Annotated in this window: 16 protein-coding genes; 10 read left to right on the forward strand and 6 right to left on the reverse strand. The window is 59.9% G+C overall.

From position 1 onward, the window contains the following. The first annotated feature begins 7 nt into the window (after positions 1–7). The 4 genes from livH to H8S56_RS07890 are packed head-to-tail and all read left to right on the forward strand — an operon-like array spanning position 8 to position 3,659. Positions 8–931, forward strand: coding sequence for a high-affinity branched-chain amino acid ABC transporter permease LivH (livH, locus tag H8S56_RS07875; RefSeq protein WP_024688524.1), 924 nt, complete (start codon positions 8–10; stop codon positions 929–931). Continuing rightward, entirely contained in the window at positions 928–2,193 is a 1,266-nt protein-coding gene (locus tag H8S56_RS07880) for a high-affinity branched-chain amino acid ABC transporter permease LivM (RefSeq protein ID WP_024688525.1), read from the forward strand. The genes livH and H8S56_RS07880 overlap by 4 nt, the downstream gene beginning before the upstream one ends. Next, positions 2,190–2,957 (forward strand): high-affinity branched-chain amino acid ABC transporter ATP-binding protein LivG, encoded by a 768-nt coding sequence (gene livG / locus H8S56_RS07885; protein WP_024695491.1) that lies wholly within the window; start codon positions 2,190–2,192, stop codon positions 2,955–2,957. Before H8S56_RS07880 ends, livG begins: the two co-directional genes overlap by 4 nt. Then, on the forward strand, positions 2,958–3,659 hold the full coding sequence (locus H8S56_RS07890; RefSeq protein ID WP_024688527.1) for an ABC transporter ATP-binding protein: 702 nt from the start codon (positions 2,958–2,960) through the stop codon (positions 3,657–3,659). A 271-nt stretch (positions 3,660–3,930) separates the two neighbouring features. Here the strand turns inward: H8S56_RS07890 and H8S56_RS07895 are convergent, their stop codons facing one another. After that, positions 3,931–4,845: a LysR family transcriptional regulator gene (locus H8S56_RS07895; protein ID WP_187518323.1), complete on the reverse strand. Its 915-nt coding sequence runs from the start codon at positions 4,843–4,845 to the stop codon at positions 3,931–3,933. A gap of 104 nt (positions 4,846–4,949) precedes the next feature. Between H8S56_RS07895 and H8S56_RS07900 the strand changes: the two genes are divergently transcribed. The 4 genes from H8S56_RS07900 to nhaA all read left to right on the forward strand — a co-directional run bounded on the left by H8S56_RS07900 (position 4,950) and on the right by nhaA (position 9,549). Next, positions 4,950–5,549, forward strand: a complete 600-nt coding sequence (locus H8S56_RS07900; RefSeq protein ID WP_187518324.1) for a short chain dehydrogenase — start codon at positions 4,950–4,952, stop codon at positions 5,547–5,549. Positions 5,550–5,599: 50 nt separating this feature from the next. Then, positions 5,600–6,280, forward strand: a complete 681-nt coding sequence (locus H8S56_RS07905) for a COG3650 family protein (RefSeq protein ID WP_024684741.1) — start codon at positions 5,600–5,602, stop codon at positions 6,278–6,280. Between the two features lie 152 nt (positions 6,281–6,432). Next, positions 6,433–8,046, forward strand: a complete 1,614-nt coding sequence (locus H8S56_RS07910; protein WP_187518325.1) for an NAD(P)/FAD-dependent oxidoreductase — start codon at positions 6,433–6,435, stop codon at positions 8,044–8,046. A gap of 318 nt (positions 8,047–8,364) precedes the next feature. Then, positions 8,365–9,549 carry a Na+/H+ antiporter NhaA gene (gene nhaA / locus H8S56_RS07915; RefSeq protein ID WP_187518326.1) on the forward strand — a complete coding sequence of 395 codons (1,185 nt, stop codon included), beginning with the start codon at positions 8,365–8,367 and terminating at the stop codon, positions 9,547–9,549. 67 nt (positions 9,550–9,616) lie between these two features. Here nhaA and H8S56_RS07920 read toward each other — a convergent pair whose 3' ends face one another. From H8S56_RS07920 to dinG, 5 genes are all read right to left on the reverse strand, one after another. After that, positions 9,617–10,081: an outer membrane lipoprotein gene (locus H8S56_RS07920; RefSeq protein ID WP_024684738.1), complete on the reverse strand. Its 465-nt coding sequence runs from the start codon at positions 10,079–10,081 to the stop codon at positions 9,617–9,619. A gap of 151 nt (positions 10,082–10,232) precedes the next feature. Beyond that, positions 10,233–10,880 carry a pyridoxamine 5'-phosphate oxidase gene (gene pdxH, locus H8S56_RS07925; protein ID WP_024696066.1) on the reverse strand — a complete coding sequence of 216 codons (648 nt, stop codon included), beginning with the start codon at positions 10,878–10,880 and terminating at the stop codon, positions 10,233–10,235. A 177-nt stretch (positions 10,881–11,057) separates the two neighbouring features. Next, positions 11,058–12,197 (reverse strand): OmpA family protein, encoded by a 1,140-nt coding sequence (locus H8S56_RS07930; RefSeq protein ID WP_024684736.1) that lies wholly within the window; start codon positions 12,195–12,197, stop codon positions 11,058–11,060. A gap of 153 nt (positions 12,198–12,350) precedes the next feature. Next, positions 12,351–13,499, reverse strand: a complete 1,149-nt coding sequence (locus H8S56_RS07935) for an EstA family serine hydrolase (protein ID WP_024684735.1) — start codon at positions 13,497–13,499, stop codon at positions 12,351–12,353. Positions 13,500–13,616: 117 nt separating this feature from the next. Next, positions 13,617–15,761, reverse strand: coding sequence for an ATP-dependent DNA helicase DinG (dinG, locus tag H8S56_RS07940; protein WP_187518327.1), 2,145 nt, complete (start codon positions 15,759–15,761; stop codon positions 13,617–13,619). Positions 15,762–15,868: 107 nt separating this feature from the next. On the opposite strand from dinG, the gene H8S56_RS07945 reads away from it, so the two are divergent. Then, positions 15,869–16,333, forward strand: coding sequence for a CopD family protein (locus H8S56_RS07945; RefSeq protein WP_024684733.1), 465 nt, complete (start codon positions 15,869–15,871; stop codon positions 16,331–16,333). Between the two features lie 207 nt (positions 16,334–16,540). Next, positions 16,541–17,494, forward strand: a complete 954-nt coding sequence (locus tag H8S56_RS07950; RefSeq protein WP_187518328.1) for a nucleoside-specific channel-forming protein Tsx — start codon at positions 16,541–16,543, stop codon at positions 17,492–17,494. Positions 17,495–17,501 lie beyond the last annotated feature (7 nt).

Raw genomic sequence — 17,501 nt, forward strand, 5'->3', positions numbered from 1 at the left:
GCGGTAAATGCCCGAGTTATTCCACTACATGCAACAGTTGGTCAATGGCCTGACCATTGGCAGCACGTATGCATTGATCGCCATCGGCTACACGATGGTTTACGGCATCATCGGAATGATCAACTTCGCCCACGGCGAGGTGTACATGATCGGTTCCTACGTTGCGTTCATGGCGCTTGCCGGCCTTGCAATGATGGGTATCGACAGCCTGCCGCTGTTGATGATCGCAGGCTTCGCCGCCTCCATCATCGTCACCAGTGCCTACGGTTACAGCATCGAGCGCGTCGCCTACCGTCCGTTGCGCAACAGCAACCGTCTTATTCCACTGATTTCTGCGATCGGGATGTCGATCTTTCTGCAGAACTCGGTTCAGCTTTCACAGGGTTCCGGCAACTTTGCTATCCCCAACCTGCTGCCCGGCAGCCTGTCTTTCGGTCCAGGCGGCGCACAGGAAGTGCTGATTTCCTACATGCAGATCGTGGTGTTCGTCGTCACGCTGCTGGCCATGACCGGACTGACCCTGTTCATATCCCGCTCGCGCATGGGCCGCGCCTGCCGCGCCTGCGCCGAAGACATGAAGATGGCCAATCTGCTGGGGATCAACACCAACACCATCATTGCCCTGACCTTCGTGGTCGGTGCCGCGCTGGCTGCCGTTGCCGCCATGTTGCTGAGCATGCAATACGGTGTGATCAACCCGAGCGCCGGCTTCCTGGTGGGCCTCAAGGCATTCACGGCTGCGGTACTGGGCGGCATCGGGTCGATCCCCGGCGCTGTGCTGGGCGGTCTGGTGCTGGGCGTCGCCGAAGCCTTCGGTGCCGACATCTTTGGTGATCAGTACAAGGACGTCGTGGCCTTCGGCCTGCTGGTTCTGGTGCTGCTGTTCCGCCCGACCGGCATTCTGGGTCGTCCGGAGGTTGAAAAAGTATGAGCAAGTCCTTCAAACAGGCGCTGTTCAGCGCTGCACTGGTGTGGGCCGTTGCCTATCCGGTGTTCGGCCTGAAACTGGCCTTTTCCGGCGTGACCCTGCAAGTGCAGAACGCCAGCCCCATGACCCTGACCATCATCGCGATCTGTTCAGTCCTGCTGTTTCTGCGCGTGCTGTTCGCCGAGAAGATCAGCGGCCTGCGCCGTGGCGAACGCGCTCCGCTGATTTCGCAGAAAACCAGCGACCTCATGACCCGGCCGAGCACACAGCGCTGGGGTCTTGCAGCACTGATCGTGCTGGCGTTCGTCTGGCCGTTCTTCGGCTCACGCGGCGCGGTGGATATCGCGACGCTGATTCTGATCTACGTGATGCTGGGCCTGGGCCTGAACATCGTGGTCGGTCTGGCGGGTCTACTGGACCTGGGCTATGTAGGTTTCTACGCGGTCGGCGCCTATGGCTACGCCCTGCTGTCGCACTACTTCGGCCTGAGCTTCTGGGAGTGCCTGCCGCTGGCCGGTCTGCTGGCGGCGCTATTCGGCTTCCTGCTGGGCTTCCCGGTTCTGAGGCTACGCGGAGATTATCTGGCCATCGTGACGCTCGGGTTCGGTGAAATCATCCGTATCTTCCTGCGCAACATGACCGAGATCACTGGCGGCCCGAACGGCATCAGCAACATCGAGAAACCAACCCTGTTCGGCCTCAGCTTCGAACGCCGTGCTGCCGAAGGTGCGCAGACGTTCCACCAGTATTTCGGTCTGGACTACAACCCGATCAGCAAGGTTATCTTCCTCTACCTGATCGCCCTGCTGCTGGCCCTGGCCGCGCTGTTCGTCATCAATCGCCTGCTGCGCATGCCGATCGGTCGTGCCTGGGAAGCGTTGCGCGAGGACGAAATCGCCTGCCGTGCACTGGGTCTGAATCCGACCGTGATCAAGCTCTCGGCATTTACCCTGGGCGCAGCGTTCGCCGGTTTCGCAGGCAGCTTCTTCGCCGCCCGCCAGGGTCTGGTCACGCCTGAGTCCTTCACCTTCATCGAGTCGGCAATCATCCTGGCCATCGTGGTACTCGGCGGCATGGGCTCGCAACTGGGCGTGATTCTGGCGGCTATCGTGATGATCCTGCTGCCTGAATTGATGCGTGAGTTCAGTGATTACCGCATGTTGATGTTCGGTGCCCTGATGGTGCTGATGATGATCTGGCGTCCTCAAGGTTTCCTGCCAATGCAACGACCTGTCATGAAGTTGAAAGCGGAGGTGGCCAAATGAGCCAGCCTCTTCTGCAAGCCACAAACCTGAGCATGCGCTTCGGTGGTCTGCTCGCCGTCAATGGCGTGGGCCTCACCGTCCATGAAAAACAGGTCGTCTCGATGATCGGCCCCAACGGTGCGGGCAAGACCACCGTGTTCAACTGCCTGACTGGTTTCTACAAACCCAGCGGCGGCACGATCCTGCTGGACGGCGAGCCGATTCAGGGCCTGGCCGGTCACCAGATCGCCCGCAAGGGTGTGGTGCGTACCTTCCAGAACGTACGTCTGTTCAAGGAAATGACCGCGGTCGAGAACCTGCTGGTTGCCCAGCATCGTCACTTGAACACCAACTTTCTGTCGGGCCTGTTCAAGACGCCCGCCTTCCGCCGCAGCGAACGCGAAGCCATGGACTACGCCGAGCACTGGCTGGACGCCGTCAACCTGAAGGAATTCGCCAACCGCCCCGCAGGCACCCTGGCCTACGGTCAGCAACGCCGCCTGGAAATCGCCCGCTGCATGATGACGCGCCCGCGCATCCTTATGCTGGACGAACCGGCAGCCGGTCTGAACCCCAAGGAAACCGAAGACCTGAAAGCGCTGATCGGCGTGCTGCGCAACGAGCATAACGCCACGGTGCTGCTGATCGAACACGACATGAAACTGGTGATGAGCATTTCCGACCACATCGTAGTGATCAATCAGGGCACGCCACTGGCCGACGGTACGCCGGAACAGATTCGTGACAATCCTGAAGTGATCAAAGCCTACCTGGGGGAAGCGTAAATGCTGCAGTTCGAAAACGTTTCCACGTTCTACGGCAAGATCCAGGCGCTGCACAGCGTCAACGTGGAAGTACGTCAGGGCGAAATCGTCACCCTGATCGGTGCCAACGGCGCTGGCAAGTCCACGTTGCTGATGACCTTGTGCGGCTCGCCACGCGCTCACAGCGGCAGCATCCGCTACATGGGTGAGGAACTGGTTGGTCAGGACTCGTCGGTGATCATGCGCAAGAGCATCGCAGTGGTGCCGGAAGGCCGCCGCGTGTTTGCCCGCCTGACCGTCGAAGAAAACCTGGCCATGGGCGGTTTTTTCACCGAAAAGGGTGATTATCAGGAGCAGATGGACAAAGTCCTGCACCTGTTCCCGCGCCTCAAGGAACGCTTCACACAACGCGGTGGCACCATGTCCGGCGGCGAACAGCAGATGCTCGCCATCGGCCGCGCGCTGATGAGCAAGCCCAAGCTGTTGCTGCTGGACGAACCGTCGCTGGGTCTGGCTCCCATCATCATTCAGCAGATTTTCGAGATCGTCGAACAACTGCGACGTGATGGCGTGACCGTATTCCTGGTCGAGCAGAATGCCAACCAGGCCCTGAAAGTTGCTGACCGCGCGTACGTGCTGGAAAACGGTCGCGTGGTAATGCAGGGCACAGGTGAAGAACTGTTGGTCGATCCAAAAGTGCGGGACGCGTATCTGGGCGGCTAGCGCGATGTGCGATGATCGTGCCCACGCTCCAGCGCTCATCGCTATACACACGTCTTGCTGCAACCAACGAACTGTGGGAGGCGGCTTGCCGGCGATGCTTTTTCTGAAGCGACCTATCCGTGACTGAACTGACGCCATCGCCGGCAAGCCGCCTCCCACAGGGCATGCATTCAGTCAGCCATTTTTGTTTTGGTTCCGTTTTGCGCGTCTTCCGGGCTTGTGCATAACGACGATCGCGCCTGCGTGGCTACGATCATGCCATCACTCAACATCAAGCCAACCGCTCCAGCGCCGAGCCGCTGCGTTCGAACCATCCCACCAGATAATCTGCCAGCACCTGCACCCTTCGAGGCACTTTGCTTTCATAGGGGTGTACCAGGAACATCGGCGTGGTTGCCGTCTGGTATTCGCGAAACAGCCAGTGCAGGCGTGCGTCGTCGAGTTCCTGGTGCACCATATAGAACGGTAGCCGCGCTATGCCCGCACCGGCTAATGCTGCCTTTTTCAAAAGACTGTAGTGATTACTGGCAAACGGGCCATCGATCTGCACACGCTTCAGTTCGTGATGCTGATGGTAAAGCCACTGATACCGGCCGCTGTTGTAATGGCTATTGATCAGGCAACGATGCTGCGTCAGATCTTCAGGCGTCTGCGGCCAGCCATGCTCATCCAGATACCGCGCACTGGCGCAGGTCAGTTCCTGCATCGCCAGCAGCGGTCGAGCCACAAGCCGTTCATCGCTTGCGACCTGTGAGCGTATCGCCAGATCAAACCCTTCACGCCGCAGGTCGCTGAAGCTGTTGCTCAGCTCAAGCTCGATTTTCACCTGCGGATAGGCCTCGTAAAATTCCATCAACAAGCCGTCAAAGAAAGTTTCACCCAACGAAACGGGTGTTGTGATACGCACCTCCCCGACCATCTCATCACGCATCAGCTCCACAATGCTACGTGCCCGCTCCATGTGAGCTATCAACTGCCGGGCCTGAGGCAACAACGCAGCTCCGGCCGAGGTGAGGCTTAACGTGCGCGTGGTGCGGTGCAGCAACTGCACGCCATAGGTCTTCTCCAACTGAGAAATCCGCTTCGACAAACGCCCCTTGCTGCAGCTCAAACGCTGTGCGGCGGCAGTAAAACTGCCTGCCTCGATCAGAACCGCAAAGGCCGCCAGATCCTCCATCTCGCTCACGGATTGTTTCCTATCAAGAACCAAAGGTTTCCAATTAGCATCTTTATCGATGGATATACAGCTTTCTACACTAACCGCTCATTTGATCCTTCTGGAGCGGCGCAATGAAAATCCTGTTGATTGGAGCAAGCGGAACCGTGGGCTCGGCGATTGAACGCGAACTGGGGTCACGGCATGAGATCGTGCGGATAGGTCGCAACAGTGGCAAGGAGCATGTCGATATCAGCGACAGCGCCTCGATCCGTGCAATGTTCGAACGTGTGGGCAGCTTCGATGCACTGATCTGCGCAGCCGGCAGTGTGGAGTTCGTACCTTTGGCTGACATGAGCGAAACCGATTTCGCATTGGGCCTGAAGGACAAGCTGATGGGCCAGGTCAACCTGCTGCTGATCGGCAAGGCGTTTGCCAACCAGGGTGCGTCGTTCACGTTTACATCGGGCGTGCTGAGTCAGGAACCGATCCTGTCGGGCAGTTCGGCCAGTCTGGTCAACGGTGCGATTGACGCTTTCGTGCGTGCAGCGGCTATAGAGTTGCCACACGGGATGCGGGTGAACTCGGTCAGCCCGACTGTGCTGCTCGAATCCATGGAGCGGTACGGCGCTTACTTCAGAGGCTTCAAACCGGTCCCGGCTGCCGACGTTGCACTGGCCTACGCCAAGAGCGTAGAAGGCTTGCACACCGGACAGACGTATCAGGTCTTGTGATGCGGCAACAGTCTGCGTAACGTGGCGACACTTGTCTGGAGACCCGCCCCATGTTCGCTGCTCGTTCCGTCCTCGTATTCGCGCTTCTGCCACTGTTTGCCGGCTGCCAGATGCTTGGCAGCAAGACCGACACACCAACCGTCTCCACGGCCGGCATGATCCGCATGCAGGGCGACCTGACCGGGGAGAACGGGCAATTGTTGTTCAAACCGTGCAACGAGCAGCGCCGTTATGTGGTCAAGGACCGAAACAATACCGGCATCCTGCAGGAAGCCGCGAGCCTTGCCGACAGCAAGGGCCGTGTCTTTGCCGACCTGCGTGGTTCGTTTGCCGCCAGCAAGGCAGCCAACAGCGACGGCCAGTTGGACCTGCATCAGGTTTACCGTGTCGAGCGGCCCGGCCAGTCCTGCGATGATCTGAACTTCAAGCGCCTGACCCTGCACGTCAATGGCAACAAACCCGCTTGGAACGTCAACGTCAGCGGCAAGGGCATGGTGCTGGAACGTGAAGGCCAGCCGCCTCTCGCTGTGCCCTACCTGGAAGAGCAACTGCCGGACGGCAGCTTCAGTGTCAGCAGCGAGGCCAATAACCAGCGCATTGAAGTCTGGGTGGCGCCTCAGCGCTGCGTCGACAGCGTCAACGGCTCGGTGCAACACCTCACCGCCGAACTGCGTCTGAATGGTCAAGCCCAGCGTGGCTGCGGCTACTATGGCGGTTCGCGAGACGATTGATCCGACCCATTACCCGTTTTTGGCGACCGATGGCACCCATCGTCGCCAGGACCGCACACCTCGACTCGCCGTCAAAGGGGTTCAGCGCTTATAATCGCCGGTTCTTGTAGTGCTGTCGGGCTGAACCTGCGGCCCGAAAACTGGACCTCTTCATGTTACGAATCACCGAACTCAAACTGCCGATCGACCACCCGGAAGAAGACCTGCGCCCCGCTCTCTTGCAGCGTCTGGGCATCGACAGCAGCGAACTGCTGGACTTCACGCTGTTCAAGCGCAGCTACGACGCGCGCAAGAAGTCCTCCGAACTGTGCTTTATCTACACCATCGACTTTCAGGTCAGCGACGAAGACGCCTTGCTGCGCAAGCTGGCCAATGATCGCCACGTCGGCCCTGCGCCTGACGTCAGCTACAAGGTGGTGGGCCACGCGCCTGAAGGCCTGAGCGAGCGACCGATCGTCGTCGGCTTCGGCCCTTGCGGGATCTTCGCCGGGCTGCTGCTGGCACAGATGGGTTTCAAACCGATCATCCTCGAACGCGGCAAGGAAGTGCGTCAGCGCACCAAGGACACCTGGGGCCTGTGGCGCAAGAACGTCCTCAATCCGGAATCCAACGTCCAGTTCGGCGAGGGTGGCGCGGGCACGTTCTCTGACGGCAAGCTGTACAGCCAGATCAAGGACCCCTATTTTCATGGCCGCAAGGTCCTGCATGAGTTCGTGAAAGCGGGCGCGCCGGAGGAAATTCTCTACGTCAGCAAGCCTCACATCGGTACTTTCCGCCTGACTGGCGTCGTCGAACACATGCGTCATCAGATCGAGGCACTGGGCGGCGAAGTACGCTTTGAGCAGCGCGTCACTGACCTGATGATCGAAGACGGCCAATTGAATGGCGTCGTACTGGATGGCGGCGAGCAAATCGCGTCACGCCATGTGATTCTAGCCTTGGGCCATAGCGCCCGTGACACCTTCCGCATGCTGCACGGCCGCGGTGTGTTCATGGAAGCCAAGCCGTTTTCGGTGGGCTTTCGTATCGAACATCCCCAGTCGCTGATCGACCGTGCACGACTGGGCAAGTACGCCGGTCACCCGAAACTGGGTGCTGCTGACTACAAGCTGGTCCACCACGCCAGTAACGGTCGTTCGGTGTACAGCTTCTGCATGTGCCCTGGCGGTACGGTGGTCGCCGCAACGTCCGAGCCGAACCGCGTGGTGACCAACGGCATGAGCCAGTACTCGCGCAACGAACGCAACGCCAACTCGGGCATCGTGGTAGGTATCACGCCGGAGCAGGACTTTCCGGGCAGCCCGCTGGCCGGCATCGAGCTACAAGAGCGTCTGGAGTCTCACGCTTACCTGTTGGGCGGCAGCACCTATGAAGCGCCTGCGCAACTGGTCGGCGATTTCATTGCGGGCAAGGCATCCACGGCGCTGGGCAGCGTCGAGCCTTCCTACAAGCCGGGCGTGAAACTGGTCGATCTGGCTGATGCATTGCCTGCCTTTGCCATCGAAGCCATTCGTGAGGCACTGCCCGCCTTCGACAAGCAGATCAAAGGCTTCTCGTTGCACGACGCCGTGTTGACCGGCATCGAAACCCGCACCTCTGCACCCCTGCGTATTACGCGTGGCCCTGACATGCAGAGTCTTAACACCAAGGGCCTGTACCCGGCCGGTGAAGGCGCGGGCTACGCCGGCGGTATCCTGTCCGCAGGCGTGGACGGCATCCGCATTGCCGAAGCGCTGGTGCGCGACATGCTGGGGATTGAAGGCTGACGCTTTGATGTCGCTATCACGGACGCCATAACGGCGTTCTTGATAGTGGCATTCCATACCGCTCACCTTGAGCCCGATCTCACACGTTCTGTTCCACACACTAACGAAGTTACAACTCAACAATAAGAAACAGGCTTTTTAGGAATCTTCCTACAGCATAAAAAGAAATAGTTACGACTGAAATCCTTAATCAACTAATAGCCAATTCAAACCAAGTAACACCCTGTCATCATTAGACCGAAAACGACTAAAACTTTAGCTTTAACTTTCCAGTCAACACGTTAGGGTATCGATCCTTTTTTTTACCGTTGACGGAGAATGGTCGCGCCCATGCGAAATACCATTACACGCTTCTTCCAGCTTGAGGCGGCTGGCGGCCTGCTGTTGATCGCCGCTGCTGCTTTGGCTTTGATGATTAATAACTCGCCACTTTCCTGGCTCTATAACGCTTTTCTTGAAACACCTGTTGTGACGCAGATTGGCGCAGTGCAAATCGCCAAACCGTTATTGTTATGGATCAACGACGGCCTGATGGCCCTGTTCTTCCTGCTTATTGGTCTGGAGGTCAAACGCGAAGTCCTCGAAGGTCATCTCTCCAGGCCCTCGCAAATTGTATTACCGGGTGCGGCCGCCATTGGCGGTATGGTGGTTCCGGCGCTGATCTACGTTGCGCTGAACGCCGGTAACCCAGAAGCCTTGAACGGCTGGGCCATTCCGATGGCCACCGACATCGCGTTCGCCCTTGGCGTGCTCGCGCTGCTCGGCAAGCGGGTGCCCGTCTCGCTCAAGCTGTTTTTGATGACCTTGGCAATCATTGATGACCTGGGCGCGATCCTCGTGATTGCGCTGGTCTATTCCGGCGAGCTGTCGCAACTTTCGCTGATACTGGCAGCGGTATCGATCGTCGCACTGATCGTGATGAACCGGTTGGGCGTGAGTAAACTTGCGCCTTATCTGCTGATTGGACTGGTGTTGTGGGTATGCGTCCTGAAAAGCGGCGTCCATGCGACGCTGGCAGGGGTGGTGCTGGCGTTCTGCATTCCACTTCGAACACGCGCCAAGGCTTCACCATTATTGACGCTTGAGCACAGTCTGCATCCCTGGGTCGCCTATTGCATCCTGCCGCTGTTCGCGTTTGCCAACGCCGGTGTGTCGCTGGCGGGCGTAACGATGGACAACTTCACTCACCCGGTACCCCTGGGCATCGCTGCAGGCCTGTTGTTGGGCAAGACGCTGGGGGTGTTCGGGCTGACGTGGCTGGCGGTCAAGACGCGCATGGCTTCGCTGCCAAAGGAGGCGAACTGGGGTCATGTGCTGGGGGTTTCGATCCTGTGCGGCATCGGCTTCACCATGAGCCTGTTCGTCGGCTCGCTGGCATTCGAACCAGGTGTCAGTGCCTTTGCGGGGGAAGATCGCATGGGCATCCTGACCGGATCGATACTGTCGGCCATCATCGGCTATGGCGTGATGGCTGCTGCCTGCCGGGCATCGCTCAAACGCTGACCCGACAGCATGAAACGAAAAACCCCGAGGCATCAGGCTCGGGGTTTTGAGTGATCCGCCAGGCAGATCAGTGTGTCACGCGGCTCGTGCCGTTGACGGTCATGATGCGGACGCGCTCGCCGACCCGGAAAATCTCGTTTTCCTGAACCTGCTGCACGTAGGCGCGCATGCTGCCGTCGTCTTCACGTACGGTGATCTCCACGCCCTGAGTCCGGGTCAGACCTTCCTCGGTCGCAGAACCCAACAAGCCGCCCGCCACAGCACCGATCACCGCTGCCACGACGCTGCCACGACCACCACCGATTGCGCTACCGCCTACACCACCCACCACCGCCCCGGCACCTGCGCCAATCGGGGTCTTGGTGCCTTCGATTTTCACCGGACGCAACGATTCAACGGTGCCCAGGCGAACGGTTTGTACAGTCCGGGCCTCATCACGGGAATACGAGTCACCGGTGAGATTGGAAGTACAGCCGCCCAACGTCAGTGCCATGGCAGTGAACGAGGCAGCCAGAAGAGCAGACTTGCGCATAAAAGGTATCTCCAGAGGAACCAGTGGCCATTAGACTACCCGACACAGGTGCTGTCACGGCCCCGGATCCGCAAATTAAATTCATTCAGGCGCCATACAGCGACTGCCCGCTTACCTAAGGCTAAGACGGTGCGACCCGCCAATAATTCAATCAGGGTGCAAGGCGCTCACGCGTCCATTGGCCGTCTACACAACGATAGTTCAAACGGTCATGGAGGCGACTGGAACGACCCTGCCAGAACTCGATTCGCTCAGGCAGCAGACGATAGCCACCCCAGTGTTCGGGACAATGGGGCGCGGTGTCGAGAAAGCGCTGTTCGGTCTGTTTGATCAGATTTTCAAGCGCTTCGCGGTCGGCGATGACCCGGCTTTGCGGCGACGCCCATGCACCGAGCCGACTGCCCAGCGGACGAACCTGATAGTAAGCATCCGATTCCTGCGCAGTGACCTTCACCACACGCCCCTCGATGCGCACCTGACGTTCGAGCGTCGGCCAGAAAAACGTCATCGCGGCGAACGGGCGAGCGGCCAGGTGCTGCCCTTTGGCGCTGTCGTAATTGGTAAAAAAAGTGAAACCTTGTGTGTCGAGGCCCTTGAGCAGCAGCACTCGGCAGTGCGGACGCCCCTCTTCATCGACCGTCGCCAGGGTCATGGCGTTGGCCTCGACCGGTGCCTGCTCGGTCTTGACCGCCTCGGCGAACCACTGATGAAACAACGCGAACGGCTCGTCCGGTGACTGCGCTTCGGTCAGCCCGTCGCGGGTGTAGTCACGGCGCATGTCAGCCAGGGTCTGGGTCATGGTGTCATTCCTTTTGGTGCGGCTGGTTGTTCGACGGCTGACTGGCTAGCGAATAGTGCCCACGCGCCTGGGCATGCAGCCGTGACGCTCTGTGTCGTGTCAGAGACCCAGAGCGTACGAAGAGGTGCCCCACGCAATGCCTTGGAGCGATCAGGCCAGAGGCGCGCGATCAGGCGATCAGTTGCTGGCCTGGGTGTCGGGCTTCTTGGCTGTAGCATCCTTGGCTGGAGTCTTGGTCGCGGCAGGCTTCTTCGCTGCGGCGGTCGACTTGGCCGGAGCAGCCTTCTTGGCGGTGCTGGCCTTGGCCGGTGCCGCTTTCTTGGCTGTGTCCTTCTTCGTCGCAGCCGCTTTCTTGGCGGGTGCCGGAGCAGGCGCTGGCTTGACGTCCTGCACGGCGACGAGCGTCGGGGCAACCGGCGGCAGTGCGTAGCGGCTCATCAGCGCGAGCATGGTGTCCTGTGGCGTCATCAGGATTTCGACGCGACGGTTCAGTGCACGACCCTGCGCGCTGTCATTGGCTGCACGCGGCATCACCGCGCCCATGCCACGCTGGCTCAAACGCTGACGCTCAAGACCGCTGAGGCGGAAGATTGCGGCCACCGATTGTGCGCGTTCCTGGCTGATTTTCTGATTGGCGTCCGTTGGGCCCGAGGTATCGGCGTGGCCCAGAATCAGCACGGCCGTGCGCTTGTCACCCTCGACTGCCTTGGCCAGACGGGTAATCGGACCCAGCGTGACCGGCAGCAACATCGCCGGGCGATCCGGGTTGAACGAGCTGTCTACCGGTGCAGTGATCGCCAACAGGTCTTCTCGGCGCTCCAGTTCAAACGGCGTGTCCTTGATGGCTGCGCGCACACGCGGCTCGTATTCGTCCAGCCAGGCTTTGGTCACTTTCGGATCAGGCATGGGCAGGGCTTTAGGCTCGTCCTTCTTGACCTCGGAACTGCCGAATGGCCACCACCACTTGCTGTCCGTTTCAGACTTGGCGACCAGCGCAGGGGCAGCCGGCTTGTCCGCTGGCTTGCTGGCGACTGTGTCAGGTTTTGCCGCGGCCTTGTCGTCCGAGCTGAATGGCCAATACCAAGGACTGCTGCTCTGTGCGTCAGCAGCAGGTGCTGGTTTGTCAGCGGCCTTGGCTACGGGCGCAGCAGGCGCTGGGCTGGAAGCCGGAGCCTTGGCAGACGCATTGTCGACGGCACTGCCCGAACCAAACTGCCACCAATGGCCTTCAGTCGCAGCAGAATCGGATTGAGGGGTTTGAGCACAGCCGGTGACGGCGATACACAGAGCGAGAACGAGGCTTTTATTGGACGACATGGATGACCCACAACAGTTTTGATCAGACAGAGGGAACGTTGTTACGTCCGTATAACACGCATGAAGTTACAGGTGTAAAGAGAAACCGTCGTACGGTTCCCGTTGCGCCCATTAACTGACAGTCGGTATGAAACAAGCACTTATAGCCGATAGTTACTGCAAACACTCACCAAGCACCCTGATCAGCTTCTGGGCACGCGGATCCATGAGAATGTAAGGCCCGAGCGTGTTGGTCACAAAGCCAAACGCCACCTCGCGGTCAGGATCGGCAAAACCGACCGAACCGCCAGCGCCCGGATGACCGAACGCCTTCGGACCCAGCCCATACGTGGCGTTGGCCACGGTCGGCTGATCAAGCATGCAACCCAGACCGAAGCGGGTCGAGGTCAGCAGTGTCTTGTCCTGGCCGACGCTGTGTTCACGGGTCAGTTCATTGAGCATTTCGGCTTCCAGCAGGCTGCCATCCAGCAGACCGTTATAGAAGCCTGCAAGGCTGCGGGCATTACCGTGGCCATTGGCCGCAGGCTGTTGCATGCGGCGCCACTCCGGCTTGTTGGTGCTGGTCAGAATCGACGGCGGGTTGGTAAAGGCCCTGGCCGTGATCGAAGCCGGTTCGCGCATCGTCGCCTGCAGCACACGCTGCGCTGCGTCGTCGCCGACATTGCCTTTACCGCGTGCAATGTGTGCCACGCGATGGAACTGGTCGTCCGCCAGACCGACATGAAAATCCAGCCCCAACGGACGTGCAACCCGCGCAACGATAGACTCGCCCGGACCACGACCATCGGCGCGGCGCAGGATCTCGCCAATCAGCCAGCCGTACGTAATGGCGGCGTAGCCATGGCCCTGGCCGGGAGTCCACCAAGGCTCTTCGGCCGCCAGGGCGGCGGTCATGGTGTCCCATTGGTAAAGCGCTTCTGCTGGCAGTTGTGTGCGAATGGCTGGCAGCGCCGCCTGATGGCACAGCAACTGACGCAAAGTAATCGAAGCCTTGCCTGCAGCGGCAAACTCGGGCCAGATCCGGGCCACGGGAGCATCCAGTTGCAGCTTGCCCTCTTCGACCAGTTGCAAAATGGCGACACTGGCAAAGGTCTTGGTGCAGGAGAACAGATTGGCAATGGTATCGGTGTGCCAGGCTTCGGCACCGTCCTTGTCTGCGGTGCCCGCCCACAGGTCGACGACCGTCTGCCCGCCAACCTGAATGCACAACGCAGCGCCTCGCTCCTGAGGATCGTCGAACAATGCCGCAAAGGCTTCACGCACTGCTTCGAATTCAAGTTCGAAATGACCCTGGATCTGCAAACCGCTGACTCCTGAATATTGCGTTGAAGGCCCTGAATCCGGCCAACTAACTGGGCGCATATTGTTCCAGCGATTGGACGCTTTGGGAACAGTCGCTGCCCGCCTGTCAGCCGGTGTTCAGGAAATCTCTCGATGAAACGGTGGCAGCGCGTTGAGAATCGCCTTGCCATAACGCTGGGTCACCACACGGCGATCCAGCAGCGTGATGGTGCCTCGGTCTTCCTCCGTGCGAAGCAGACGGCCGCAGGCCTGAACCAGACGAAGGGAAGCATCCGGTACCGCGATTTCCATGAACGGGTTGCCACCGCGAGCCTCGATCCATTCGGCCAATGCCGCCTCGACGGGATCGTCCGGCACCGCGAACGGAATCTTGGCGATCACCACGTGCTCGCAATAAGCCCCGGGCAAATCCACCCCTTCAGCGAAGCTGGCCAGCCCGAACAGCACGCTGGACTCGCCGCTGTCGACGCGCGCCTTGTGCTTGTTCAGGGTTTCCTGCTTGGACAGGTTGCCCTGAATGAAGACTTGTTTGCGCCAGTCGCGGTCCAGCCCGTCGAACACGTCCTGCATCTGTTTGCGCGAGGAGAACAACACCAGCGTGCCGCGCGAGCCTTCGACCAGGCCTGGCAGGTCACGAATGATCGCCGCCGTATGAGCGACTGCGTCACGCGGGTCGGCCTTGAGGTCCGGCACACGTAACACACCGGCATCGGCGTGATGGAACGGGCTGGGCACGACTGCCGTGACGGCGCCCTTCGGCAGGCCGGCACGCATGCGATAACGGTCGAACTTGCCCAGTGCAGTCAAGGTTGCCGACGTGACCAGCGCGCCATAGGCGACGTTCCACAGGTTGCGCCGCAGCATCTCGGCCGCCAGGATCGGGCTGGCGTTGACCTCGATGTCGAACAGCGCACCGCTGTCGGCCAACGTCAGCCAGCGGGCCATCGGAGGGCTGTCTTCCGGGTCTTCGGCGGTGAAGGCGGTCCACAGCTCCCAGTTGCCATGAGCACGGGCCAGCAGGCTGCCGAACAGCGGATACCATTCTTCGGCCTGATGGCTGGCGATGCCGATGTTGACCTCGCCGTCCATGCCTTCCTTGAGCAGATCGGTCAGGCGCGTGAACAGGTCGTCCAGGCGCGCGAAACCTTTCTTGAGTTCGATGCCCATCTCGCGGATGTGCTCGGGAATGACGCCGCCGACGAAGCGATGACGCGGGCGTTCACGGCCCTGCATGTCTTCACCCGCGCGAAAATCGGCCAGTTGCTCGCAGGCACCGAACATGAACTGCTGATGCCCCTTGATCTCGCGCGCCAGCTCCGGCACTTGCTCTATCAGCTTGCCCAGATCGCCAGGCAGAGGATGTTGGGCGAGCAGTTTGGCGAGGTTCTTGGCGGTCTGCTCCAGCCAGTCGGCTGTGGAGCGCAGACGGGTGTAATGCGCGAAGTGGCCGATGGCCTTGTCCGGCAGGTGATGGCCTTCGTCGAACACATAGAGCGTGTCACGCGGGTCCGGCAGCACGGCACCGCCACCCAGTGCAAGGTCGGCCAGCACCATGTCGTGGTTGGTGACGATCACATCGACCTTGCCCATGCCTTCACGTGCCTTATAGAAGGCGCATTGCTGGAAGTTGGGGCAATGCCGGTTGGTGCACTGGCTGTGATCGGTGGTGAGGCGCGCCCAGTCCTGATCGGCCAGTTCCTGGGGCCAGCTGTCGCGGTCGCCGTCCCATTTGTTGCCGGCCAGTTTCTGCAGCATGCTGGTGAACAGCTTCTGGCTGGCTTCGTCGACTTCGATCTTGAAGCCTTCTTCCTCGAACAGTTGCGCGGTCGCGTTGGTGGCATCGCTTTCCTGCAGCAGCATGTCGAGCTTGGACAGGCACATGTAACGGCCACGCCCCTTGGCCAGGGCAAAGGTGAAACTCAGGCCGCTGTTGCGCATCAGGTCCGGCAGGTCCTTGTAGACGATCTGCTCCTGCAGCGCGACGGTGGCCGTAGCGATCACCAGACGCTTGCCAGCCGCCTTGGCGGTCGGAATCGACGCGATGGCGTACGCCACGGTCTTTCCCGTACCGGTGCCAGCTTCAACGGCGACCACGGCCGGATCGCCCGAGCGCCGCCCTTCTTCATCGGTATCGATGTCCCCCAGCACCTTGGCGACTTCAGCGATCATCAATCGCTGGCCATACCGTGGCTTGAGGCTCTTGGCTTCGAGGAAACGCGAGTAAGCGCCCTGGATCTGGGATTTGAGTTCGGTACTGATCATTGGCTTCGGTTCGGGGGCACGGCAAAAAAGGCTGGATAAATTTTCAGTGGTTCTGAGTGGGCGCTATCATAGCGCGCTAAATCCATCCGCGCAGAACGGAGTACCTGATGAGCGCATTTTCCCCTGTATATACGTTGCATCTGCTGGCTGCTCTGGTCTGGGTCGGCGGTATGTTCTTCGCCTGGATGGTGTTGCGCCCGGCAATCATTGCAGCACTTGAAGGACCGTCTCGCTTGAAAGTGTGGGTCCAGGTGTTTCCGAGGTTCTTCGTCTGGGTCTGGGCCGCGGTGATCGTGCTGCCGGTCACGGGTATCGGCATGATTCAATTGAGCTTCACCGGTTTCGAAACCGCCCCGCGCTATGTGCAGATCATGATGGGGCTCTACGTGGTCATGGTCGCGCTGTTTCTTCGTATCCATTCATTGCAACTGCCGGAACTGCGCCGTGCGGTGGACGCCGAACAGTGGGCTGAAGGCGCAGCAGCGCTGGGTAGAATCCGACGACTGGTTGGCGTCAACCTGATCATCGGGCTGGCAGTGGTGGTGATCGCTGCTGCACGTCCAGGCTTCTGATCGACCGGGCACGCCTGCTGTGCGAAACGAAACATCACGGGGCACCATGCGTGACACCGCGCACAGCAGACGGGCAAAATCCTGCCCGATCGGTCACTTTATTTAATGAATATTCTTTACTTTCAGTAGCTTGAATTCCTTTGGCACGTCCTGTGCAATCGTTTGCGGATCACGCCGCGCGTGCCATTAAAAGGAGTTTCAACACCGATGCAGTCCTCTACGCAGTTCATCGCCCCGCCCAGATATCTGATCCCTCTCTTATTAGCCGCCGCCGTCGCACTGCCGTGCACAGCCGTGCAGGCGCAGAACAGACCCGCCGAAGACTCCGCACAGGGTGAGGCCCTCAGCCCGCCCGCCTCGCCCAAGGAAGGCAAAGGCGCGTACCTGTCGGACTGGTTCAATCAAGACCTCACACTTATAGGCAGCAAGGACATCAGCTTCGGTCCGCAACCGGTCGATGACGTGTATCTGGAATATGAGTACTTCGGCCGCAAAGGCCCGTTCGAGCTGTACGGCTACATCGATGTGCCGAAGATCCTCGACATCGGCAACCGCAACGACAAGGGCGTCTGGGACCATGGCTCGCCCGTGTTCATGGAGCATGAGCCGCGCATTTCAATCGATTATCTGGCAGGTCGCAGCCTGGCCGTGGGGCCGTTCAAAGAGTGGTACGTGGCGTTCGACTGGATCTACGACCACGGCAGCAACTCGGCCAACCGCGCCAACACGCTGTACAGCGGTATCGGCACCGACATCGACACCCGGTCGCGGGTCAATCTGTCAGCCAACTTCTATGGCCGCTATCAGTGGGAAAACTATGGTGCCAGCAATGAATACTCGTGGGACGGCTATCGCGCCCAACTCAAGTACATCGTGCCGATAACCAAATTCGACAACGGCGCATCCCTGACCTACATCGGCTTCACCAACTTCGATTTCGGCTCGGACCTCAAGGACGATCCGGCACGTACCGCCAACTCGACGGTGGCCACCAACGTATTGCTGTACGCCTTCACCCATCTGCGCTTCACCCTGGTCGGTCGTTATTTCCATAACGGCGGCAACTGGCAGGACGGCAGCGAGCTGAATTTTGGCGAAGGCAACTTCCGCGCCCGCTCGGACGGCTGGGGTTACTACGCCGGTGTCGGCTATCAGTTCTGACCATGAT

The organism is Pseudomonas triticifolii, assembly GCF_014358015.1.
Taxonomy (GTDB): Bacteria; Pseudomonadota; Gammaproteobacteria; order Pseudomonadales; family Pseudomonadaceae; genus Aquipseudomonas; species Aquipseudomonas triticifolii.

Coding starts and splice junctions, on each gene's coding strand:
- livH (WP_024688524.1), top strand. CDS start 8: ATGCCCGAGTTATTCCACTACATGCAACAGTTGGTCAATGGCCTGACC.
- H8S56_RS07880 (WP_024688525.1), top strand. CDS start 928: ATGAGCAAGTCCTTCAAACAGGCGCTGTTCAGCGCTGCACTGGTGTGG.
- livG (WP_024695491.1), top strand. CDS start 2,190: ATGAGCCAGCCTCTTCTGCAAGCCACAAACCTGAGCATGCGCTTCGGT.
- H8S56_RS07890 (WP_024688527.1), top strand. CDS start 2,958: ATGCTGCAGTTCGAAAACGTTTCCACGTTCTACGGCAAGATCCAGGCG.
- H8S56_RS07900 (WP_187518324.1), top strand. CDS start 4,950: ATGAAAATCCTGTTGATTGGAGCAAGCGGAACCGTGGGCTCGGCGATT.
- H8S56_RS07905 (WP_024684741.1), top strand. CDS start 5,600: ATGTTCGCTGCTCGTTCCGTCCTCGTATTCGCGCTTCTGCCACTGTTT.
- H8S56_RS07910 (WP_187518325.1), top strand. CDS start 6,433: ATGTTACGAATCACCGAACTCAAACTGCCGATCGACCACCCGGAAGAA.
- nhaA (WP_187518326.1), top strand. CDS start 8,365: ATGGTCGCGCCCATGCGAAATACCATTACACGCTTCTTCCAGCTTGAG.
- H8S56_RS07920 (WP_024684738.1), bottom strand. CDS start 10,081: ATGCGCAAGTCTGCTCTTCTGGCTGCCTCGTTCACTGCCATGGCACTG.
- pdxH (WP_024696066.1), bottom strand. CDS start 10,880: ATGACCCAGACCCTGGCTGACATGCGCCGTGACTACACCCGCGACGGG.
- H8S56_RS07930 (WP_024684736.1), bottom strand. CDS start 12,197: ATGTCGTCCAATAAAAGCCTCGTTCTCGCTCTGTGTATCGCCGTCACC.
- dinG (WP_187518327.1), bottom strand. CDS start 15,761: ATGATCAGTACCGAACTCAAATCCCAGATCCAGGGCGCTTACTCGCGT.
- H8S56_RS07945 (WP_024684733.1), top strand. CDS start 15,869: ATGAGCGCATTTTCCCCTGTATATACGTTGCATCTGCTGGCTGCTCTG.
- H8S56_RS07950 (WP_187518328.1), top strand. CDS start 16,541: ATGCAGTCCTCTACGCAGTTCATCGCCCCGCCCAGATATCTGATCCCT.